Annotated in this window: 18 protein-coding genes and 1 riboswitch; of the genes, 2 read left to right on the plus strand and 16 right to left on the minus strand. The window is 65.2% G+C overall.

Going from position 1 to position 20,957, the window contains the following annotated elements:
- Window positions 1-203 precede the first annotated feature (203 nt).
- Both spt and ACN9MX_RS07180 read left to right on the plus strand, forming a co-directional pair.
- Window positions 204-1,421, plus strand: coding sequence for a serine palmitoyltransferase (spt, locus tag ACN9MX_RS07175; protein WP_133653723.1), 1,218 nt, complete (start codon window positions 204-206; stop codon window positions 1,419-1,421).
- Window positions 1,422-1,561: 140 nt separating this feature from the next.
- A complete protein-coding gene (locus tag ACN9MX_RS07180) occupies window positions 1,562-3,535 on the plus strand; it encodes an ATP-binding protein (RefSeq protein ID WP_363739220.1) in 1,974 nt (657 codons plus the stop codon).
- Here the strand turns inward: ACN9MX_RS07180 and ACN9MX_RS07185 are convergent.
- From ACN9MX_RS07185 to murC, 16 genes are all read right to left on the minus strand, one after another.
- Window positions 3,492-4,367 (minus strand): hypothetical protein, encoded by an 876-nt coding sequence (locus ACN9MX_RS07185; RefSeq protein ID WP_363753526.1) that lies wholly within the window; start codon window positions 4,365-4,367, stop codon window positions 3,492-3,494. The two genes, ACN9MX_RS07180 and ACN9MX_RS07185, sit on opposite strands and share 44 nt — an antisense overlap.
- A 116-nt stretch (window positions 4,368-4,483) precedes the next feature.
- Entirely contained in the window at window positions 4,484-5,128 is a 645-nt protein-coding gene (locus tag ACN9MX_RS07190) for a DUF938 domain-containing protein (RefSeq protein ID WP_426387462.1), read from the minus strand.
- Complete coding sequence (gene gcvPB, locus ACN9MX_RS07195; RefSeq protein WP_426387463.1) at window positions 5,125-6,702, minus strand: aminomethyl-transferring glycine dehydrogenase subunit GcvPB; 1,578 nt, start codon at window positions 6,700-6,702, stop codon at window positions 5,125-5,127. The genes ACN9MX_RS07190 and gcvPB overlap by 4 nt, the downstream gene beginning before the upstream one ends.
- Complete coding sequence (gene gcvPA / locus ACN9MX_RS07200) at window positions 6,699-8,057, minus strand: aminomethyl-transferring glycine dehydrogenase subunit GcvPA (RefSeq protein WP_426387464.1); 1,359 nt, start codon at window positions 8,055-8,057, stop codon at window positions 6,699-6,701. Before gcvPA ends, gcvPB begins: the two co-directional genes overlap by 4 nt.
- A gap of 46 nt (window positions 8,058-8,103) precedes the next feature.
- Window positions 8,104-8,475, minus strand: a complete 372-nt coding sequence (gene gcvH, locus ACN9MX_RS07205; protein WP_133653717.1) for a glycine cleavage system protein GcvH — start codon at window positions 8,473-8,475, stop codon at window positions 8,104-8,106.
- Between the two features lie 61 nt (window positions 8,476-8,536).
- Entirely contained in the window at window positions 8,537-9,688 is a 1,152-nt protein-coding gene (gene gcvT / locus ACN9MX_RS07210; protein WP_363756679.1) for a glycine cleavage system aminomethyltransferase GcvT, read from the minus strand.
- Window positions 9,689-9,867: 179 nt separating this feature from the next.
- A riboswitch (glycine riboswitch) is annotated at window positions 9,868-9,967 on the minus strand.
- Window positions 9,968-10,033: 66 nt separating this feature from the next.
- The gene (locus tag ACN9MX_RS07215; protein WP_363739213.1) at window positions 10,034-10,324 is read right to left on the minus strand and encodes a hypothetical protein; all 291 of its coding nucleotides are present in this window, start codon (window positions 10,322-10,324) and stop codon (window positions 10,034-10,036) included.
- A 160-nt stretch (window positions 10,325-10,484) separates the two neighbouring features.
- Window positions 10,485-11,642, minus strand: coding sequence for a deoxyguanosinetriphosphate triphosphohydrolase (locus ACN9MX_RS07220; protein ID WP_426387465.1), 1,158 nt, complete (start codon window positions 11,640-11,642; stop codon window positions 10,485-10,487).
- 67 nt (window positions 11,643-11,709) lie between these two features.
- Window positions 11,710-13,515: an SPOR domain-containing protein gene (locus tag ACN9MX_RS07225; protein WP_426387466.1), complete on the minus strand. Its 1,806-nt coding sequence runs from the start codon at window positions 13,513-13,515 to the stop codon at window positions 11,710-11,712.
- A gap of 125 nt (window positions 13,516-13,640) precedes the next feature.
- On the minus strand, window positions 13,641-15,113 hold the full coding sequence (gene ftsZ, locus ACN9MX_RS07230; RefSeq protein WP_133653713.1) for a cell division protein FtsZ: 1,473 nt from the start codon (window positions 15,111-15,113) through the stop codon (window positions 13,641-13,643).
- Between the two features lie 107 nt (window positions 15,114-15,220).
- Window positions 15,221-16,507: a cell division protein FtsA gene (gene ftsA / locus ACN9MX_RS07235; protein ID WP_025550635.1), complete on the minus strand. Its 1,287-nt coding sequence runs from the start codon at window positions 16,505-16,507 to the stop codon at window positions 15,221-15,223.
- 6 nt (window positions 16,508-16,513) lie between these two features.
- Complete coding sequence (locus ACN9MX_RS07240) at window positions 16,514-17,461, minus strand: cell division protein FtsQ/DivIB (RefSeq protein WP_133653712.1); 948 nt, start codon at window positions 17,459-17,461, stop codon at window positions 16,514-16,516.
- A complete protein-coding gene (locus ACN9MX_RS07245) occupies window positions 17,454-18,404 on the minus strand; it encodes a D-alanine--D-alanine ligase (protein WP_363739206.1) in 951 nt (316 codons plus the stop codon). Before ACN9MX_RS07245 ends, ACN9MX_RS07240 begins: the two co-directional genes overlap by 8 nt.
- On the minus strand, window positions 18,401-19,321 hold the full coding sequence (murB, locus tag ACN9MX_RS07250; RefSeq protein ID WP_426387467.1) for a UDP-N-acetylmuramate dehydrogenase: 921 nt from the start codon (window positions 19,319-19,321) through the stop codon (window positions 18,401-18,403). The genes ACN9MX_RS07245 and murB overlap by 4 nt, the downstream gene beginning before the upstream one ends.
- Complete coding sequence (locus tag ACN9MX_RS07255; protein ID WP_363739203.1) at window positions 19,318-19,515, minus strand: hypothetical protein; 198 nt, start codon at window positions 19,513-19,515, stop codon at window positions 19,318-19,320. The genes murB and ACN9MX_RS07255 overlap by 4 nt, the downstream gene beginning before the upstream one ends.
- A complete protein-coding gene (murC, locus tag ACN9MX_RS07260; protein ID WP_426387468.1) occupies window positions 19,515-20,936 on the minus strand; it encodes a UDP-N-acetylmuramate--L-alanine ligase in 1,422 nt (473 codons plus the stop codon). Before murC ends, ACN9MX_RS07255 begins: the two co-directional genes overlap by 1 nt.
- Window positions 20,937-20,957: the final 21 nt, after the last annotated feature.

A 20,957-nucleotide genomic window follows, 5' to 3' on the forward strand; every position in this document is an offset into this window, starting at 1 on the left:
GCGGTAAAATAAAGGAATAGAGTGGCCGATCTGATCCAATCAGATCAAAAGTCGCTCCAGTGATTATTTGCCGTTCGTGCCGAGTAGCCATCAAGCGTGTCGAAATGGCGGATCTAGGGAGCGGGGAACAGCATGACGGGCTTCGAGAGGGGCTTTGGCTGCGCCCGGTCCGAACTCAGGACGAACGGGTTAAGGGACTACATATGACGACCAATACCCGCGACCTCTTCTCCAAGTTCGATTCCCTGATCGCAGAACGGGAGGCGCTGCTGGCGACCGGCGTGCGCGATCCCTTCGCCATCGTCATGGATGAAGTGAAATCGCCCACCCTGGCCGTGATCAAGGGCAAGGACACGATCCTGCTCGGCACCTATAACTATATGGGCATGACCTTCGACCCGGAGGTGATCGCCGCGGGCAAGAAGGCGCTGGACGATTTCGGCGCGGGCACCACCGGCAGCCGCTTGCTGAACGGCACCTATCAGGGCCACCGGCAGGTCGAGGACGCCCTCCGGGACTTCTACGGCACGAGCGGCGCGATGGTCTTCTCCACCGGCTATCAGGCCAATCTGGGCATGATCTCGACGCTGGCGGGCAAGGGCGACTATGTCGTGCTGGATGCCGACAGCCATGCGTCCATCTATGACGGCTGCTTCCTGGGCGATGCGGAGATCGTCCGCTTCCGCCACAACAGCGTGGAGGATCTGGACAAGCGCCTGGGCCGCCTGCCCGCCGACGCCCTGAAGCTGGTGGTGCTGGAGGGCGTCTATTCGATGCTGGGCGACGTCGCCCCCCTGCCCGACATGGTCGCCGCGGTGCGCAAGCATCCCAATTGCATGATCCTGGTGGACGAAGCCCATGGCATGGGCTTTTTCGGCCCCAATGGCCGGGGCGTCTATGAGGAGCAGGGTGTCGAGAAGGACGTCGATTTCGTGGTCGGCACCTTCTCCAAGTCGGTCGGCACGGTCGGCGGCTTCTGCGTGTCCAACCACCCGAAGTTCGAAGTGCTGCGCCTCGTCTGCCGTCCCTATGTCTTCACCGCATCCCTGCCGCCGAGCGTCGTCGCGACCGCAGCGACATCGATCCGCAAGCTGATGCACGCGAGCGAGAAGCGCGCCCATCTCTGGAAGAACAGCCAGCGGCTGCACAAGGGCCTCTCCGACCTTGGCTTCAAGCTGGGCACGGAAACCCCGCAATCCGCGATCATCGCCGTCATCCTGACCGACCAGACGCAGGCCGTCGCCATGTGGCAGACGCTGCTGGAGCTCGGCCTCTACGTCAACATGGCGCGCCCTCCGGCGACACCAGCTGGAACTTTTCTGCTGCGCTGTTCGCTCTGCGCTGAACATAGCGATGAACAGGTTGGGCAGATCATCGGCATGTTCGAGGCGGCAGGCAAGGCGACCGGGGCGATCGGCTGAACGCGTCCTGTCATCGGCTTTACGACCGGACGGCCGATTAACGAGACGGAATCCGCCGCAAAAACGGAACCTTTCACCTGCGGCATTTCTCGCTTAACATTGTTCATCTAGTGTAACTGTCGATGACGGACGGGTTTTTCATGGATGAACATGCGACCGGTTGGCGAGCGTTCGTGGCACGCTTCCTGCCGCTGGTGCTCGTCATCCTGCTGTTCGGATCGCTCGGCACGCTGCTCTACAGCGCCAGCCATGCCGCGCATGACCATGAGCGCGCGCTGCAGGAACAGCGGCGCAGTTTCGAGATCATCGCCCTCGCCCGCGCGTTCGAGGCGAAGACCGCCCGCGCGGAAGTGACGCTGGCCCGCTATGTCATCAGCCTTGATCCCGATACCGGCCGCCTGTTCCAGGACCAGTGGCGCACCGCCGGGAGCCAGCTCAAGGTGCTCAATTACACCACCCGCCATTCCGACTGGCAGCGCGGCAATGTGATGGCGTTGCAGGCCGCCTTCGACCAGCGCGGCAAGACGCTGAGCGAGATCGGCCTGCGCACCACCTACGACCAGAAGATGGCAGCGCTTGCCCAGTTCCATCAGGCGGGCAAGTCCCGCGACCTGATGCGCATCACGGCATTGCTGGATCGGGTCATCCAGGCGGAAAACGCCCGGCTGCAGGAGCGCAGCGAGGCCGTGTCGCTGGCAGGGGATCGCAACGCCTGGTTCGGAAAGACATCCCAGCTTTTCGGACTGGTGCTGCTGGTCTGCGTGCTGTTCGCGCTCTGGTTCGCCAATGCCGCCTATAGCGAGCGCCGCAATGCGCGCAGGCAGGCGGATGACGAGGCGGAGCGCGCCGACCGGCTGGAGGAGGCCGTCACCGCCCGCACCGCCGAATTGTCGGATGCCTATGAACGGCTCAAGAAGGAGACCGCCGAACGCGCCGTCGCGGAGGAAAATCTGCGCCAGATGCAGAAGATGGATGCCGTGGGCCAGTTGACGGGCGGCATCGCCCATGATTTCAACAACATGCTGGCCGTGGTGGTCGGCGGCCTGGAATTGGCCAAGCGCAAGCTGCGGCTGAAACCGCAGGAGGCGAACCGTCATCTCGACAATGCGATGGAGGGTGCCAATCGCGCCGCCGCGCTGACCCGCCGCCTGTTGGCCTTCGCCCGGTCGGAACCGCTGCTGCCCAACGCCGTCGATCCTGATGCGCTGGTGGCCGGACTGTCCGAACTGATCGATCGGTCCATCGGCGACCAGATCACCATGGCCTTTGAAAATGAGGCGAAGGGCTGGCGGATCTTCGTCGACCAGCATCAGATGGAAAATGCGATATTGAACCTGTGCGTCAACGCCCGCGACGCCATGGACGGACGGGGCCGACTGGTCATCAGGACAGGACAGGCCCAACTGGCGCAGCACGAGATCGGGGAATGCGCCGCCGGCGAATATGTGATGCTCAGCGTCACTGACGACGGGTGCGGCATGACGCCCGAAATCCTGTCGCGCGTGTTCGAACCCTTCTTCACCACCAAGCCGGTCGGCAAGGGCACCGGGCTGGGCCTCAGCCAGATCTTCGGCTTCGTGCACCAGTGCGAGGGCGAGATCCGCATAGAATCGGAGCCCGGCAAGGGCACGAGCGTCCATCTCTACCTGCCCCGCCATGTCGCGGCGGGAGGCGAAGGTGCGATGGACGCGCCTATGCCGGACCGGGAGCCTGTGCTCCATCCCCCGATGCGTATCCTGGTGGTGGAGGATGATCCCCGCGTCCTCAACCAGACGATGGCGGCGCTGGCGGAACTGGGCCACCTGCCGGTCGCCTGCGATCATCCGTCCAGGGCGGCGAAGCTGCTCACCAGCCATCGCGACATCGGCCTGATCGTCAGCGACGTGCTGATGCCGGACATGACCGGGCCAGAGATGATACGCACCCTGCCGCCCCTCTATGCGCATCTGCCGGTACTGTTCGTCACCGGCTATGCCGGCGATATAGCGGAAAGCACCGATTTCGGGGGCCATGAAGTGTTGCGCAAGCCCTACACTCTGACCGGGCTGGCACAGGCGCTGTCCAATGCGCTCAGCGGATCGCACCACCCCGGAACAGCCGCGGCAGCAGAGTAAGCGCGCCGATCAGCGGCCAGCGGCGCTGCCAGGGCCTGATCTGGATCGTGGTGCCCGCATGGCGATTGATCTTCCACGCCAGATAATCGATGCCGCCAGCATAGGTGAAGCTTGCCTTGGCCAGGCGGATGACGGACAGCCATTTGCCGCGCCTTTGCAACCGCCGCCAGCGGGCAGCCGCCTGCTCCGGCGATGGCGGCAGGCCCTGGTCCAGCGCGGCCTCGCCAAAGCGCGCGTAGCGCTCCGGATCGGCATCGACGATGGAAAGCGATCGCCCCTTCCGTTCGGCCCGCAATTCCGCGCCATAGGTCAGGGTGAAGCCGGTCCTCCACAGCGACAGCGCATCCTGGGCCTGCGCCATTGGGCGAGCAAGCGAGAGCAGCGTCGGGGCAGCGCCGGCAACGGCTGTGATGGCGCGCTGGCGGGCAAGGTCATCCGCCGCCCAGAGCAGCCGCGCGGGCTGGGCAAAGCGGGCCCAGACCGACACATTGTCGGCGGCAGGGCTGTTGAGGCGGGCAAAGTCACCCTCCGACAGCACAGCATATTTGGCGATCAGGCCATTATGTTCGAAGGGAAAGACATTGGGCGGGATCAGCCGGTTTGCGGCCGCAAGCCAGCGCTTTCCATAAGCGGCGCGATAGTCGGAGACGATCAGGTAGAAATCCAGCATCAAGCCGTCGAGATTCTTCTCCCGCAGGCAGGAACCGTAGAAGAGCACCGCCCGCGAGGCATCGGGATATTGCGCAGCCAGCGCGCCCGCCATCGCCGCCGCGCGCGGATCGGCGGGCGCGGCCAGTTCGGCGGTGACGAGGGAGAGGAGAGAATGAGGCATCGGTCCTGCTACGGGTACAGCATGCTCCCGCAAAAACACTCGAACGAGCGGTCAGCAGGAGCGCGGGTCAAACGGCCAAGATCAGGCTCCTCCCTTCGCAGGAGCGCCGCAGTCTTTCAATCCCGCCGCCGGAATATCAACGACAGATTGTTCGCGGGCATTTCGAGCAATCGGCGAAGCACCAGCCCCTCGCCCTCCGCCGCGGCAATCACATCCTCCACCCGGCGCAGCCCCCATTGCGGATCACGAGCCTTGAGGGATGCATGGAATGCAAGATTGCTCGGCGCTGTTTCGACATTTTCCCGCAGATAGGGCCCGTAGAGGTAGAGCAAGCCGCCCGGCGGCAGTACGGCCCCCGCCCCCTTCATCAACCCCAGCGTCGCTTCCCAGGGGCTGATATGGACCATGTTGAAGCACAGGATCGCGTCGGCCCTTTCCACCGGCCAGTCGGCGCTCGCGTCGAGCCTGAGCGGCGGTCGCACATTGGGAAGGCCCACCTCCTGCCGCCACGATTCTATGGATACCAGCGCCGCCGGGTCAGGATCGCTCGGTTGCCAGTCGAGAGCAGGCAGTGTGGCGGCGAAATGAACGACATGCTGTCCGCTGCCGCTCGCCACTTCCAGCACGAGACCGGAGGACGGCAGTTCATCGCGAAGCACCGCCAATATGACATCGCGGTTCCGTTCCGTCGCGGGCGCATGGCGCTTGCCGGCGGCGGCAGGGCCGGAACCGGGTTCCCACGGCGCCGGCCTATCCGTCATTCGGCCACTTCCGCCAGTGCCGGCTCGGTCCAGGCGAGGACCGGCCTGCGCGCAGCCAGCGTTTCGTCCAGGCGGCGGCGCGGCGCGAAATGGGGCGCGCCCTTCAATTGCTCATCGCCCGCCTTCGCGCGTTCGGCCACACTGCGCAGCGCCAGGATGAACTGGTCAAGCGCCGCCTTGCTTTCCGTCTCCGTAGGTTCGACCAGCATCGCGCCATGGACGACCAGCGGAAAATACATGGTCATCGGATGGAAGCCCTCGTCGATCAGCCCCTTGGCGATGTCGAGCGTGGTGAAGCCTTCGGCCAGCCCCTTGTCGCTGAACAGCGCCTCATGCATGCACGGGCCGCTGCCGCCAAAGGGGGCATCCAGCACATCGTCCAGGCTGCGCAGGATGTAATTGGCATTCAGCACGGCGTCGCCAGCGACCTGCCGCAGGCCGTCCGCACCATGGCTGAGGATATAGGTCAGGGCGCGGGTGAACATGCCCATCTGACCATGGAAGGCGACCATGCGGCCGAAGGTCCGGCCATGATGGTCTTCCACTGTCTCTTCCTCGACCAGCACGAATTTGTCGCCCTGCTTTTCCACGAAGGGCAGCGGCGCGAACGGGGCAAGCGCCTCCGACAGCACCACCGGGCCGGAGCCGGGACCGCCACCGCCATGCGGCGTCGAGAAAGTCTTGTGCAGGTTGATGTGCATCGCATCGACGCCCAGGTCGCCGGGGCGGACCCGGCCGACAATGGCGTTGAAATTGGCGCCGTCGCAATAGACGAAGGCCCCGGCGGCATGCACCGCGTCGGAGATCGTCCTCATGTCCCGCTCGAACAGGCCGCAGGTATTGGGATTGGTGATCATCACCGCGGCGACATCGGGCCCAAGGCGGCCTTTCAGCGCATCCAGATCGACGCGACCATCCGGGGTCGCCGGAATATCCTCGACCTTGTAACCGCAGAAGGCGGCGGTCGCAGGGTTGGTTCCATGGGCGCTTTCGGGCACCAGGACGACGCTCCGCGCATCGCCGCGCGCTTCCAGCGCCGCCCGGATCGCGAGCAGGCCGCACAGTTCGCCATGGGCGCCCGCCTTGGGACTCATCGCGACCGAATGCATGCCGGTCAGCGTCACCAGCCAGCCGGCCAGTTCGTGAATCACTGCCAGCGCGCCCTGCACCGTCGATTGCGGCGCAAGCGGGTGGACATCGGCGAAACCGGGCATCCGCGCCACCTTCTCATTGAGGCGCGGATTATGCTTCATCGTGCAGGAGCCGAGCGGGAAAAGGCCAAGGTCGATGGCATAATTCTGGCGGCTGAGACGGGTGTAGTGGCGCACCGTTTCCTGCTCCGACAGGCCGGGCAGGCCAATGCTGTCGGTGCGCGCCAGATTGCCGAGGCGGTCGGCAACATCTGGCGCCTGCGCAAAATCGACGCCAGTGGTTTCGGCCGAGCCGATTTCGAAGATCAGCGCTTCCTCCAGCATCAGTGCGCGGTTGCCGGTGGCGGTGGCAGGCACGGGCGCGGCATCGGATTCGGCCAGAGCCTGCGGCGTGGTGGGGCGGCCTTCCTTGAGCATGGTCATGCCAGTTCCTCCTCCAGCGCCGTGGCAAAGGTTTCGATATCCTCCGCCGTCACGGTTTCGGTGACGGCGACGACCAGCCCCTTGCCGATCGCCGGTACATCCGGGAACAGGCGACCGAGCGAGACGCCGCCCAGAATGCCCTTGTCGGCCAGGTTGCGGACGACCTCGCGGGCATCCCTGGACAGGACCAGGGTGAATTCGTTGAAGAAACTGTCGTTGAGCAGCGCAACGCCCGGCACCTGCGCCAGACGGTCGGCCGCCTGGACGGCGAGGCCATGGTTGAGGGCAGCCATCTCCCGCAGCCCCTTTTCGCCCAGCAGCGTCATGTGGATGCTGAATGCCAGCGCGCAGAGGCCGGAATTGGTGCAGATGTTCGACGTCGCCTTTTCACGGCGGATATGCTGCTCGCGCGTCGAAAGCGTCAGCACGAAGCCGCGCTTGCCCGCCGCGTCCATCGTCTGCCCGCAGAGGCGGCCCGGCATCTGGCGGACATATTGCTGCTTGCAGGCGAAAAGGCCGAGATAGGGCCCGCCGAATTGCAGGCCGACGCCGATGGACTGCCCCTCGCCGACGACGATGTCCGCACCCATATGGCCCGGCGCCCTGATCGCACCCAGCGCAACGGGTTCCGTCACCACCGCGACCAGCAGCGCGCCCGCCGCGTGGGCAGCGTCCGCGAGCGGCGTCAGGTCGGCGATGCGGCCCAATATGTCGGGATATTGAACGACGACGCAGCTCGTATCCTTGTCGATGGCCGCGATCAGCGCATCGATGTCGGTGGCGGCATCCAGTGCCGGCGCCTCATGCACCAGCGCGTCGCCGGTGAATTTCGCCATGGTGTTGGCGACCGAAACATAATGCGGATGCAGGCCGGAAGACAGGACCGCCTTCCCCCGCCTGGTGATGCGGCGGGCCATGCCGATCGCTTCCCAGCAGGCGGTGGATCCGTCATACATGGAGGCATTGGCGACGTCGCAGCCCAGCAGACGGGCCACCTGCGTCTGGAACTCGAACAGCACCTGGAGTGTGCCCTGCGCGATTTCCGGCTGATAGGGGGTATAGGCGGTCAGGAACTCGCCACGCTGGATCAGATGATCGACGCTGGCGGGAACATGATGGCGATATGCGCCCGCGCCCAGGAAGAAGGGCGCCTCCCCTGCCGACAGATTCTTCCGTGCCAGAGCGGCCATGTGACGCTCGACCGCCAGTTCGCTGGCATGGTCCGGCAGGCCCGCGATCTTGCCCGGAAGGCGGGCTTCGGCGGGAACGTCCACGAACAGGTCGTCGACCGACGACGCACCGATGACGGAGAGCATCTCCTGCCGGTCGGCGTCAGTAAGGGGTAGGTAGCGCATTCAACAAATCTCCCCCCTCCCCAAAGCGGGAGGAGCTTTCATGGGATCAAAGGCTCGCCACGAACTTCTTGTAGGCCGCTTCGTTCATCAGGCCTTCCAGTTCGCCGGCATCGGCAACGCGCAGCTTGAAGAACCAGCCGTCCTCTTCGGCATCGCTGTTCACCAGCGCAGGCTCATCCTCCAGCGCGCCGTTGGTTTCGATGACCTCGCCCGAAATCGGGGCATAGACGTCCGAAGCCGCCTTGACCGATTCGACCACGGCAGCGTCGTCGCCCTTTTCGAAGGACGTACCCTCGGCGGGCAGTTCGACGAACACGATGTCGCCCAATTGCTCCTGCGCATAATCAGTGATGCCGACCGTGGCGATTTCGCCCTCGACATCGATCCATTCATGTTCGTCGGTGAAATAACGGCTCATAATTTACTTCCCTCCGAGTGATTTGCTTGAAATTCACGACCAATCAGAAACCAGAAAGGACTCAGGCCTTTCGACGATAACGGTGCGGAACGAACGGCATCGGCGCGACCTCAGCCGCGATCCGCTTGCCGCGCACTTCGATTTCGAGCGCGGTGCCGATCGCGCTGTGCGGCAGGCTGACCCAGCCCATGGCGATCGGCGCGCCCACCGTGGGCGCGAAACCGCCGGATGTGACCTCACCCACCCGTGCACTGCCGGCATGGATCGTTGCGCCCTCCCGCGCGGGCAAACGACCCTCGATCCTGAGGCCCACGCGCTTCGAACCCGGGCCGTCGGCCAATTCCTTCATAACCCGCGCATGGCCGATGAAGCCGCCTTCTTCCCGCCTGCGTTTCTGGATGGCGAAGCCCAGGTCGGCGCCGATGGCGCTGACGGCGGGCGTCAGGTCATGACCGTAAAGCGGCAGCCCCGCCTCCAGGCGCAGCGAATCGCGCGCGCCAAGACCGACAGGCTTCACCTGCGGCAAGGCGCAGAGCGCGTCGGCGAGAAGCGTCGCCTCGGCGGCGGGGACGCTGATTTCGAAACCATCCTCGCCAGTATAGCCCGACCGGCTGATCCACAGCGGAACGCCGCGCCAGGTGAAAAGGCCGGACTGCATGAAGATCAGATCGGCGGTTTCCGGGATCAGCGTGGCCAGCGCCTCCCCTGCCTCCGGCCCCTGCAAGGCGAGCAGGGCCTGCTCGTCCATATGATTCATCACGACTTCATCGGGCAGATGCTCGATCATCCAGCCCATGTCGTCATATTTGGTCGCGCCGTTGACGACCATGTAGATGTCCGCGCCATCGAAGGCGCCACCCCCCAGGCGGGAAACCATCAGGTCGTCCAATATGCCGCCCTCTTCGTCGAGCAGCATCGAATAGCGCTGGCGAAAGGGCTTCAACCCCCTGATGTCGCTCGGCAGCAGGAGTTCCAGCGCGTCGTCCACGCCCTCGCCGGAAAAGCTGAGCTGGCCCATATGGCTGACGTCGAACAGCCCGGCATGTTCGCGGGTCCAGCCATGCTCGGCCATGATGCCTTCATATTGGATCGGCATGTGGTAGCCCGCAAAACCGACCATGCGCGCACCCCTGGCCCGGTGCCAGCCATCCAGCGGCAGGGCCTGCAACGGCAATTCTTCTTCGATATGGGCGATGTCGTCATTGCCGGACATGGGAGGCGGGCCTTTCCGTGCGAGGGTCGTTGGCGACAGACGCGCCGTCCCGGAGTCGGACTGATCGCGTTTGCCACCCCCTCTGTCACGGAACCTGAGAGCTTTGACCACCGGCCGAGCGACCGGATGGCTTACCCCTTCGGTGGGACGGGATGATCCGTCCGCTTTCCAGAGTGCCTGCCCATGATGCGGTCCTTTGGCCTGAGAGATTCCGGGGCGGTTGCTCCTTCGGCGACGGGGTGGCCTGAAAGGCTTCCCATGCTCTCCCGCATCAAGTCCGATGACCGAATCCACGGCACCGGCGACAGTCCCGCATTGCGTGAAACGCGCCGCGCCGTCAATCGCTCAATCCGCGCCTTCCTCTTTTGCCAGCCGTTCGGCCAAAATGCGGGCGGCCTGTCGTCGTTCGATCAGCCGCTGATTGGCCGCCGCATCGCTCAGCACGAGAGCGCCAAGCCCCTCCTCCCCTTCGAACAGGCGCAGGAAGCGTTCGACGCCGGCGAAATTGGAGTCCGCGACCAGATGCCGCACCAGGTCGATCCGTCCCGACCAGAGCCGGTCGTCTTGCGCGCGCAGCAGTTCGGCAAGATCCTCAAGCTGGGCGGCGAGCGCGGCGATCTGCGGATGAAGGGCCATGGCCCAGCCTTAAAGCATCGTGCGCAAAAGTGGGAACCGATTTTGCGCAAAACGATGCGACATCAAAAGCATAAAGCGATTCCCGGGCGATAGGAACCATCATGAGCAGCAGATCGCGGAAAACAGCGAATCGGGAGCGCATAGAGGACAAGGGAAATGCTCAGGCCAGCGCCAGTTCACCGAAAATCTCGGCATGCCGCTTTTCGGCATAGCGATCGGTCATGCCGGCGATGAAGTCCGCTATATGCCGGCTGCGCTGAGGTTCCAGCGTCGCGCAATCATCGCGCCACTCCGACGGCATCAGCTTCGGATCCGCCTGATAGGCGCGGAACAGATCGGTCACGATCACCCGCGCCCGGTCCGCCGCCGCCAGTTGCGAAGGATGGTGATAAAGCGTCGCATACATGAAACGCTTGAGATCGCGCTCCTGCGCGGCGAGTTCGGGCGAGAAGCCGACCAGCGTGGCACCAGCCCTGCGAACGTCGTCGACCGTCTCCACGCCCGCGGCGGCGATATTGGCGCGAGTGGCCGCGATCAGGTCATTCGCCATCACGCCGATCTGTTCCCGCACCAGTTCGCGCAGCAGGCGATCCTGCGGCACATCGGGATAGCGCGCGCGGACCCGGTCCCAGCAGCCTTTCACCAGCGGCACGCTCAAAAGCTGGTCCAGCGTCAGCAGGCCCGCGCGCAGCCCGTCGTCGATATCGTGATTGTCATAGGCGATGTCGTCCGCAATCGCCGCAAGCTGCGCCTCCAGCGAGGCATGGCTGGCCAGGTCGAGCGGGAACAGCGCATCCACCGCCTGCATGGCCCAGCCGGGCCGCGTGACCGGACCATTGTGCTTTGCCAGCCCCTCCAGCATCTCCCAGCTCAAATTCAGGCCGCGAAACAGGGGATAGGGGCTTTCCAGCAGCATCAGCGTGCGCAGCGTATGCGCATTATGGTCAAAGCCTCCATGCGCATCGAGCGCTGCCTCCAGCGCGTCCTCCCCGGCATGGCCGAAGGGCGGATGACCGATGTCATGCGCCAGACAGAGCGCTTCGGTCAGATCCTCGTTGAGGCCCAGCGTCCGCGCCGTCGTGCGGCCGATCTGCGCCACCTCCAGACTATGGGTCAGGCGGACGCGGAAATGATCGCCGTCGGGCGACACGAACACCTGCGTCTTGTGGCGCAGGCGACGGAAGGCAATGCTGTGGATGATGCGGTCGCGGTCCCGCTGGAACATGTCGCGCGGCCCCCGCACCTCCCCGCCTGGTTCAGGATGAAGGCGACCGCGGCTCTGGCCGGGATCTGAGGCATAGGATGCAAGCAGCGTCATGCCGCGCCCTTTAAAGTCGTTTTCGGCCCTTGCCGAGTCGTTCGATGTCCCGCCGGATGGGAAATCACTATTTGGCCGGAAGGCGCTCGACCTCTTCCCCGGCGTCACTCTTCCAGGCGAAGGCGTCCGCCCCCGCCGCCTTCAACTTTTCCTCCAGCGTCTTGGCCCGCGTGAAGCTGCTGAACGGCCCGACGAGCAGGCGATTGGTGCGACCCCAGCTCGCGACCCAGGCGTCCTGTGGTTCGAGCGAGTCGTATTTCTTGCGCAGCCCCTTCATGGTAAAGGCCAGCGCGCCCTTGTTCGCACCCGTGCCGACCTGAAGCCAATTGCGCGCGGGATTGGCGGCAAGGCGCGCCTTTTCCTCGGCCGCCTTCTTCTTTTCCTCGGCCAGTTGTTTGGCCTTGGCGTCCGCTTCGGCCTTCGCCTTGGCGGCAGCGGCCTTCTTCGCCTTTTCCGCGGCGGTGGCGGCAGCAGCGTCCCGCTCGGCACGGCGGGCGGCCTGGATCTGGGCCACCTCCGACAGGTCGACCGCGACGACGCTCGATCGGCGTTCGGATTCCGGCACATCGATGGCGTGAATGATGTCGGCCAGCGAACGGGTGACGGCCGGGTCGATCTGCTGCTGCTGCGTTGCCGGCGGCGACGCGGGCAATGACGCGGGCGGCGGAACGGCCGGTTGGGCAGGGGACGCAGCCTGGACCTGTGGCGGGGCCGTCGTTCGGGGCACCGACGCCTGGGCGAGCGTGATCGCGTTGAGCTGGCTCGGTGCCGGATTGGCGGGCGCAGTGTTTTGCGCGGGGACGGATTCGAAGCCGGGCGCCGGCGGACCCTGCACATGGGCGGCGGGCACGGCCGCCTGCATAGTGCGCTGGGGCGACGGCGCCTGCATTTGCGAAGCGGCCGAGCCCGGAGCGGGCTGGCTCTGCACCGGTGCGCTGCGGGAAGGCGCTTCCACCTGGGCGAGCCGCGTGGCAGTCTCCGTGCGACGAGAACGGCGGTCCTGCTTCGTGGACCGGGAAGGCGGCATCTGCGTGGCGGGTTGGCTGGCCGGCGGCGGCGCAGGCGTCACCGACGCGAATGCGGGCGCGGTCGGGGTGATGGGTGCGATCGTGGAACCCACATTGGCGGGGAAATGTCCGAAATGCACCGCCGCCGCCTTCTGGGCCGCGGTCAGATAGGGCATTTTCTGCATATAGGGCAGGATGGCCGAGGCAAGCTGCGACGGCATGGTCTGCTCCGCGATCTTTTTCGCGTCCGCCTGTCGGTTGTTCATCGCCAGGATGAACGCCCGGTAGCGCCAGGCCGCCCGGTCACTCTTGTAGAGCAGTGGTTTCAGCACCCGTTCCGCCGCGTCCACCTGACCGGAAATGCCGAGCGACGCGGCATAGCGGTGGGCGAGTTCGACATCGTCCGGCGTCCGCTGGAGCGCCGCCTGATAGTCGCGCTGCGCCCCCGCCTGATCGCCGGTCATGTCCTTTGCAAGGCCCCGATCGGACAGCAGGGTTGCTTCGGGAAAGCCCAGCCGCGTTGCCTGGTCGAACAGACGCAGTGCTTCGCCCGGATTCTGGTTTTTCAGCATGACGCGGCCCAGGCCCGCCTTCACCTTGCCGTTGTTCGGCGCAAGCATGTCCGCCCGCGCGAAGAAACCCGCCGCCGCCCGCGCATCGTCCATGTCCAGCGCCGCTTCTCCCGCGCCGATGAGCGCCGTCACATCGCGAGGATTGGACGCCAGACGCGCCAGATTATTGTTGAGGTCTTCGGCGCTCGAGGGACGAATCGCCTGCACCTGGGCAGGCTGCGCCAGAACCGGTTGTGCCAGTGCGGTGCCCGCTAGAAGCAGTCCGCGAACAATCCATATGTCATAACGTCTCACAGACAGCCCTTTAGCGGATGAAGGCGGTGCAAGGGAATATGTCGAAAGAAAAAGCGCGCCCGGTTGCCCATGGCAACCGATGGCGCGCTTGTCCTGATCCGTGCGGGGCGAACCCTGCTGCCTGTTTACTGATTGCTCTGGCGATTGAGGAAACGCGGAATGTCCGGCGTTGGCGTTCCGTCATCGCTCGCGCCGGCGCCCTTCTCGGCGCCACGGGTCAGCCCCGCCATGCGCTCGAACAACGTGCCTCCGGTGGCGACGCGCGGTGCGGCCTGCGACGCCGGAGCGGGCTGAGCCGGCACTGTTTCGGCCGCATCCTCACCCAGCAGCAATTCGTCCTGCGAAGGATCTTCGTCGGAGAACACCGCTGCGGGGCGCGGCGGGCTGAAGGGCGCGGGCTTTGCCGCGGCAGCAGGCGCTGCGGCAGGCGGCGTCAGCGGCGCGGGCGCAGGCGCGGCGGGCACGTCCAGTTCCAGCGTTTCAGGCTCTGCTTCCGGCGCGGGAGCAGGCGCGGCGACCGGAGCCGGAGCGGCCTGCGGCGCGGGCTTGGGCGCGGCGGCGGTCGGCACGGCAACGGCCGGACGGCTCGCGAAGCTGAACGGCTGGGTCAGCGGCGCGGCACTGGCGCTGGCATCGCTGTCGATGCCGGTGGCGACCACGGACACCCGGATCTTGCCGTTCAGATTGTCGTTGAAGGCCGAACCCCAGATGATGTTCGCATCGGGATCGACCAGTTCGCGAATATGGTTGGCGGCCTCGTCCACTTCCATCAGGCGCATGTCGTCACCGCCGACGATGGAGACGATGACGCCTTTCGCACCACGCATCGACACGCCGTCGAGCAGCGGATTGGCGATCGCCTTTTCCGCCGCCTGGAGCGCGCGGCCGTCGCCTTCGGCTTCGCCGGTGCCCATCATCGCCTTGCCCATCTCGCCCATCACGGAACGGACGTCCGCGAAGTCGAGGTTGATGAGGCCTGGCATGACCATCAGGTCGGTGATGCCGCGCACGCCCTGCTGCAACACCTCGTCCGCCATCTGGAAGGCTTCCTTGAAGGTGGTGTTCGGGTTGGCGATCAGGAACAGGTTCTGGTTCGGGATGACGATGAGGGTATCGACATGCTTCTGCAGTTCCTCGATCCCTGCCTCCGCCGACTTCATGCGGCGATTGCCCTCGAAGGTGAAGGGCTTCGTCACGACGCCGACGGTCAGGATGCCTCGGTCACGGGCGGACTTGGCAATGACCGGAGCGGCGCCGGTGCCGGTGCCGCCACCCATGCCCGCGGCAATGAAGCACATATGCGCGCCGTCGAGCGCCTGCTCGACCGAGGCGATGGTCTCTTCCGCGGCCGCCTTGCCGATTTCCGGGCGAGAGCCGGCGCCCAGCCCTTCGGTGATCTGCGGGCCAAGCTGGATGCGCCGTTCCGCGGGCGAAGCGTTGAGCGCCTGCGCGTCCGTATTGGCGACAATGAAATCCACACCCTCGACGGAGGCGGCGATCATGTTCGCAATGGCGTTGCCGCCCGCGCCGCCGACGCCGATCACCGCGATGCGTGGCTTCAACTCGTCCACATGCGGCGGGCTGATTTCAATGCTCATAAATTCTAGCTCCCTCCAGCTTCGGTGACGTGAGCGAAACTGTCATCGAAGGTTAATGCAAGATGATGGCGTATTTCACCAGTAAATTTCGTCTGACCGTGTTTATTTCAATAGTTCGTCTTCATCGCCTTCACCATCCTCTGCCACCATGCTGGCGCGCCGATACGGTGAACGGTCTGGGGAGCGGGCGCTATCGTTCTAAGATCAACCGGGTTTGAAGCGCCATAAAGCGCAAGACCGGCCAATGTCGCAAAGGCCGGACCGCTATGTGCCTCCGGCATGGCGGCGAGGCCGCGCGGCCGCCCGATCCGCACCGCGCGGCCCAGCGCACCCTGCGCATAGTCGGCAATGCCCTTCATTTCGGCGCCGCCGCCGGTCAGCACGACCTGCCGCCCCGTGGGGGTGTTGAAGCCCATGCCGGCGAGCGCCGCATTCACCTCCACCATGATCTGGTTCAGCCGCTCGCAGATCACCGCCACCAGAGCGGCGCGGGTAATCTTGCCGCCATCGGCGTTGGGGCCCGCGCTTTGCCCCGGAATGGCGACATCGCCATGCGGCGCCGCGATCTCTATCATGTCCCGGAAATCGCGGCGGTTCTGCATCGCGGAGCCGTAGAAGCATTTGATCCGCTCCGCCTGGCTGCGGCGAATGCCAAAGGCCGACGCTATGTCGTCGGTGATGTCGGACGCACCGATGGGAATGCTGTGCAGCCCGACCAGCATGCCACCCGCATAAAGCGAGACATTGGTGACGCCCGCGCCCAGTTCCACCAGCGCGACGCCCAGGTCGCGCTCTTCCTCGGACAGGCAGGCAAGGCCTGTGGCGATGGGAGAAGCGACGATGGAATTGACATTGAGATAGGCGCCGCGCACGCAAAGGTCGAGATTGGCGAGCGGCGCCCCGTCGGCCAGCACGACATGGATATCGACGCCCAGCAGGTCCGCATGCATGCCCAACGGCTTCTTCACCGGCACACGGCCGTTGATGGTGAAACAGGTCGGCTGCGCATGCAGAACCACCCGGCCGTCCGGATCAATCCCCTGCTGGCCTGTGGTCAGAAGGTCATCGATGTCCGCCTGTTCGACGCGATAACCACCCATGTCGCGCTCGACGGTGACGACGTCGCTGACCAATGAACCGCCCGAAAAGCTGACCCACACATCCTCGATATTCGTGCCCGCGACGCGTTCCGCCTGTTCGACGGTTTCCCGTACGGCGAGTTCGGTCCGCTCCATATCCGCGATGAAGCCGCGCCGAACGCCCCGGCTTTCACGCTGCCCGGTGCCCAGGATCGCCAGTTCGCCATTTTCGGTGCGCCCCGCGATCAGCGCGGACACTTTCCACGATCCGATGTCGATCGCGGTGACGAACTTCTCGACCTTGGGTTGGGCCATGGGGGTTCAGCCTTCCTCGCCCTTGGCAGGCGCTTCGGCGCTCGCGGCGGGCTTGTCGCCGGACTGGCCGCTTCCCTGCCCCTGCGGCAGGCGCAGCACGAAACGATCGGGATCGCGCATGTCGAACTTGACGATACCCCGGCCCAACAGGCGGTTCACCCCGTCCATCCGCGCGAAATTGACCAACGCCGTGGCCGACGGCTTGTCGCCTTCGGGCAGGGACAGCGTCTCGCCAGATTGAAAGCGCAAGTCCCAGCGCCGGTTCCCGACCCAGGTGGCGCCCGCCAGCATGGGTTTGAGCGCAGGCGCATTTTCCATCAGCCTGTTGAGACCCGCGGTCTGCAGATTGGCGTTGGGGCCAACGACCAGCGGCAGATCCGGCATCGCCCCTGCCGATACCGATTGCAGCACCACGCCGGCCACGTCGATCAGGTGAAGCTGCCCATCATGCTGCCACACCGCAACCGGATCGCGCTCGACGATGTCGACCACCAGCGTATCGGGCAGGCGACGGGAAATGCGCGCATCCTTGACCCAGCCGAGCTTCAGCATGTCAGCCCGCACCCTGGGCAGGTCGAGCGAAAGCATCGACCGGCTCACCTGGCCAAGGGCGATATTGTAGATGGGCAGTTCGTCCATCCGCTCGACGCCGCGCACTTCGACTTTCTCGACCTCGAAGCCTGCCTTGGCCGCCAGTTCGGACGCCTTCTGCCCGGCCATGGCGGGAAGGCCCGACCAGATGGCGATACCCACCAGCGCCGCCAGCACGATGCCGACGATCGCCCAGCTCGCCATGCGCTGGAGCGTCTCCTCGCTGACCGGCAGCAGGTCGATCAGACCGTCGATCCAGCTCCGCTGCTTGACCGAACGTCCTCGCCCACCGCTGCGGCCGCGCGTGCCGGTCGTGCGCGCCAGCCGCGCCGTTCCGCCACGCCGGATGCGTGCTTCAGCCATGCTTCGTCCCCCCTGCGCTCTTCAGCGCGTCCTCGACTATACGCTCCACCAGCTCGGCATAGTCAATGCCCAGCTTCGCCGCCTGTTCAGGCACCAGGCTGAGCGGCGTCATGCCCGGCTGCGTGTTCACTTCCAGCAGGAACAGCCCGTCGATTCCCTGTTCATCGTCCCAGCGGAAATCAGCCCGCGACGCCCCCTTGCAACCCAGCAACTGGTGCGCGCGCAGGGCAATGGCCTTGCAGGCTTCGCTGATCTCCTGGGGAATATCGGCGGGGCACACATGCTCGGTCATCCCGTCCGTATATTTGGCGTCGAAATCGTAGAAACCGCTTTTCGGACGCAATTCCGTGACCAGCAGCGCTTCGTCGCCCAGCACGGCGGTCGTCAGTTCCCGCCCGCGAATATAGGGTTCGGCCAGCAACTCTTCGAAATGCAGCCACGGACCCTCGACATCCCGGCCGATCGGCGAACCATGATTGCCGTCCCTGGTCACGATGGCGACGCCGACCGAACTGCCCTCATTGACCGGCTTCACCACATAGGGGCGCGGCAGCGGATCACCCTCGAACAGGCTTTCGCTGCGGACGATATGCCCGCCGGGCATGGGGATGCCATGGGGCACCAGCGCCTGCTTGGTAAGCTGCTTGTCGATGGCGATGACGGAGGTGGCGAGGCCCGAATGGGTGTAGGTGATGCCCATCAGGTCCATCATCCCCTGCACGGTGCCGTCCTCGCCGGGAACGCCGTGAAGGGCGTTGAACACCACGTCCGGCCTCACCTCCGCAAGGCGCAGCGCGATGTCACGATCCATGTCGATCCGCGTGACCCTGTGGCCGCGCGACTCCAGCGCCTTGGCGACGCCCTCGCCCGACGAAAGCGAAACCGGCCGTTCGGCGGACCACCCCCCCATCAGGACGGCAACATGCCAGGGGCCACGGGTCATCTGTCTTTTCCTTCAACCAGCTGAACGCCCACCCTTTGAATTTCCCATTCGAGGTCGATGCCGCTCTTTTCCTTCACCCGGCGGCGGACCTCCTCGCCCAGCGCCTCGATATCCGCGCTCGTCGCGTCGCCCAGGTTGAGGAGGAAATTGGTGTGCTTTTCCGAAACCTGCGCGCCGCCCTGTCGCAGCCCCCTGCACCCGGCCTGATCCACAAGCTGCCAGGCCTTGTGCCCATCGGGATTCTTGAAGGTCGAGCCGCCGGTCTTGCTGCGAAGCGGCTGGCTTTCCTCGCGGGCGGCGGCGATGCGGTCCATTTCCGCCTGGATGGCCGTCGGCTCGCCAGGAACGCCCCGGAAAATGGCACTCACCACGACCGCGCCCTCGGGAAGAGTGCTGTGGCGGTAGGTGTAGCCCAGCGCGTCGATCGGCAGTGTCACCCGTTCGCCCGACCGCAGAACAACATCGCATTCCACAAGGATATCGCACGTCTCACGGCCATAGGCGCCCCCGTTCATCCGCACGAAGCCGCCGACCGTGCCGGGAATGGAGCGCAGGAATTCAAGCCCCGCTATGCCCGCGTCCCGCGCCGCCGAGGAAACAAGGATGCCCGATGCTCCTCCCCCGCAACGCAGGCTGGTCGCATCGACCTGCTCCACCCTGGCGAATGGCTTGCCAAGGCGCACCACTACGCCCGGAACCCCGCCGTCGCGCACGATCATGTTGGACCCCAGGCCCAGCGCCATCACCGGAATCGCAGGGTCAAGCCGCGCCAGAAAATCAGAAAGATCGTCCGCGTCCTTCGGCTCGAACAGCCATTGCGCAACACCGCCCGCCTTGAACCAGACGAGCGGCGCCAGCGGCGCATCGGCCCTGAGCGAGCCGCGAACCGGGGGAAGAGACGTGACCGCCAGCGTCAATCGCGCATCCCCCAGAGCCGCATCCAGCCCTTCATCGCCTTCACACCCGCTTCGCCCGCCCGCCCGGCGGCGGCCCCGGCGTCCACATTGCGCTGCGCCGCGTCGACCATCTGCTGCGCCACTTCGATGCCCTGCATCTGGAGGTCGATCATGCGCTTCTGCATCTCGAGGCCAACATTGAACAGCTCGAACATCAGGCGGTTTCCTTCTCCGCAACGGCGGAGGCAAGGCCCGCCGCCCATTTGGTGATGTCGCCCGCGCCAAGGCAGATGATCATGTCGTCCGCCTGCACATCGGCGGCCATCAGGCGGGCGAGATCGTCCGCACCCTCGACCGTCGCGGCGTTGCGATGGCCCCGGCGCTTCAGCCCCGCGACCAGTTCCGCGCTGTCCACCCCTTCGATCGGCTGCTCGCCGGCCGGATAGACCGGGGCGGCATAGACGATGTCGGCGTCGTTGAAGGCCTGCTGGAACTCATCCATCAGGTCGCGCAGACGGGTGAAGCGATGCGGCTGGACCACGGCGATGACCCGGCCTTTCGCTCCTTCGCGTGCGGCGGCCAGCACAGCCCTGATCTCGACCGGATGATGACCATAATCGTCGATCACCGTCGCGGTACCGCCCCCGACGGCGATTTCCCCGACTTTGGTGAAGCGCCGCTTGACCCCGCCGAACTTGGCGAAGCCGGTCTGGATCGTCGCGTCATCGATGCCCATCTGCAGCGCCACGCCGATCGCCGCCATGGCGTTCAGCACATTGTGGCGGCCCGGCATCGGCATTACGATCCCCTCGATCCGGCGCAGCGATCCGTCACGCTCACGAATCTGCACATCGAAGCGGTTGCCACCCGGGATCGGCTGAACATTCTCGCCGCGAATATCCGCCTGGGCGGAGAAACCATAGGTGACGATGCGCCGGTCCTGCACGCGCGGCAGGATCGCCTGCACCTCCGGATGGTCGAGGCAGAGCATCGCCGCGCCATAGAAGGGCACATTCTCGACGAACTCGACAAAGGCATCCTTCACCTTGTCGAAGCTGCCATAATGGTCGAGATGTTCCGGATCGATATTGGTGACCACCGCCAGCGTACCATCGAGGCGCAGGAAGCTGCCGTCGCTCTCGTCGGCCTCCACGACCATCCACTCGCTGTTGCCCAGCCGGGCATTGGAACCGTAGCTGTTGATGATGCCGCCATTGATCACGGTCGGGTCCACCCCGCCCGCGTCCAGCAGCGCCGCAACCATGGAGGTGGTCGTGGTCTTGCCGTGCGTGCCCGCGACAGCCACGGTGGATTTGAGGCGCATCAGTTCCGCCAGCATTTCCGCGCGACGGATGACGGGCACGCGGCGTTCCAGCGCCAGATCGACCTCGGGATTGCCCTTCTTGATCGCGGTGGAGGTGACGACGACAGCAGCATCGCCCAGATTTTCGGCCTTGTGGCCGATCATCACCGGAATGCCCTTCTTGCGCAGTCCCTCGACCACATAGCCTTCGGCCACGTCGCTGCCCTGAACCTTGTAACCCAGATTGTGCATCACTTCGGCGATGCCGGACATGCCTATGCCGCCAATGCCGATGAAATGGATCGTGCCGATGTCGGTGCCGACACCCTTCATGCGCGGGATTCCTTATTCATG

The organism is Sphingobium sp. R-21, from assembly GCF_049913335.1.
Taxonomy (GTDB): domain Bacteria; phylum Pseudomonadota; class Alphaproteobacteria; order Sphingomonadales; family Sphingomonadaceae; genus Sphingobium.

What these genes read in the sequence shown, in the direction of transcription:
- ACN9MX_RS07190 (WP_426387462.1), bottom strand. Translation starts at nt 5,128, where the DNA reads ATGACGGATAGGCCGGCGCCGTGGGAACCCGGTTCCGGCCCTGCCGCC.
- gcvT (WP_363756679.1), bottom strand. Translation starts at nt 9,688, where the DNA reads ATGTCCGGCAATGACGACATCGCCCATATCGAAGAAGAATTGCCGTTG.
- spt (WP_133653723.1), top strand. Translation starts at nt 204, where the DNA reads ATGACGACCAATACCCGCGACCTCTTCTCCAAGTTCGATTCCCTGATC.
- ACN9MX_RS07180 (WP_363739220.1), top strand. Translation starts at nt 1,562, where the DNA reads ATGGATGAACATGCGACCGGTTGGCGAGCGTTCGTGGCACGCTTCCTG.
- gcvH (WP_133653717.1), bottom strand. Translation starts at nt 8,475, where the DNA reads ATGAGCCGTTATTTCACCGACGAACATGAATGGATCGATGTCGAGGGC.
- gcvPB (WP_426387463.1), bottom strand. Translation starts at nt 6,702, where the DNA reads ATGACCATGCTCAAGGAAGGCCGCCCCACCACGCCGCAGGCTCTGGCC.
- murC (WP_426387468.1), bottom strand. Translation starts at nt 20,936, where the DNA reads ATGAAGGGTGTCGGCACCGACATCGGCACGATCCATTTCATCGGCATT.
- ACN9MX_RS07240 (WP_133653712.1), bottom strand. Translation starts at nt 17,461, where the DNA reads ATGGCTGAAGCACGCATCCGGCGTGGCGGAACGGCGCGGCTGGCGCGC.
- ACN9MX_RS07215 (WP_363739213.1), bottom strand. Translation starts at nt 10,324, where the DNA reads ATGGCCCTTCATCCGCAGATCGCCGCGCTCGCCGCCCAGCTTGAGGAT.
- ACN9MX_RS07220 (WP_426387465.1), bottom strand. Translation starts at nt 11,642, where the DNA reads ATGACGCTGCTTGCATCCTATGCCTCAGATCCCGGCCAGAGCCGCGGT.
- ftsZ (WP_133653713.1), bottom strand. Translation starts at nt 15,113, where the DNA reads ATGAGCATTGAAATCAGCCCGCCGCATGTGGACGAGTTGAAGCCACGC.
- ftsA (WP_025550635.1), bottom strand. Translation starts at nt 16,507, where the DNA reads ATGGCCCAACCCAAGGTCGAGAAGTTCGTCACCGCGATCGACATCGGA.
- gcvPA (WP_426387464.1), bottom strand. Translation starts at nt 8,057, where the DNA reads ATGCGCTACCTACCCCTTACTGACGCCGACCGGCAGGAGATGCTCTCC.
- ACN9MX_RS07185 (WP_363753526.1), bottom strand. Translation starts at nt 4,367, where the DNA reads ATGCCTCATTCTCTCCTCTCCCTCGTCACCGCCGAACTGGCCGCGCCC.
- ACN9MX_RS07245 (WP_363739206.1), bottom strand. Translation starts at nt 18,404, where the DNA reads ATGACCCGTGGCCCCTGGCATGTTGCCGTCCTGATGGGGGGGTGGTCC.
- ACN9MX_RS07255 (WP_363739203.1), bottom strand. Translation starts at nt 19,515, where the DNA reads ATGTTCGAGCTGTTCAATGTTGGCCTCGAGATGCAGAAGCGCATGATC.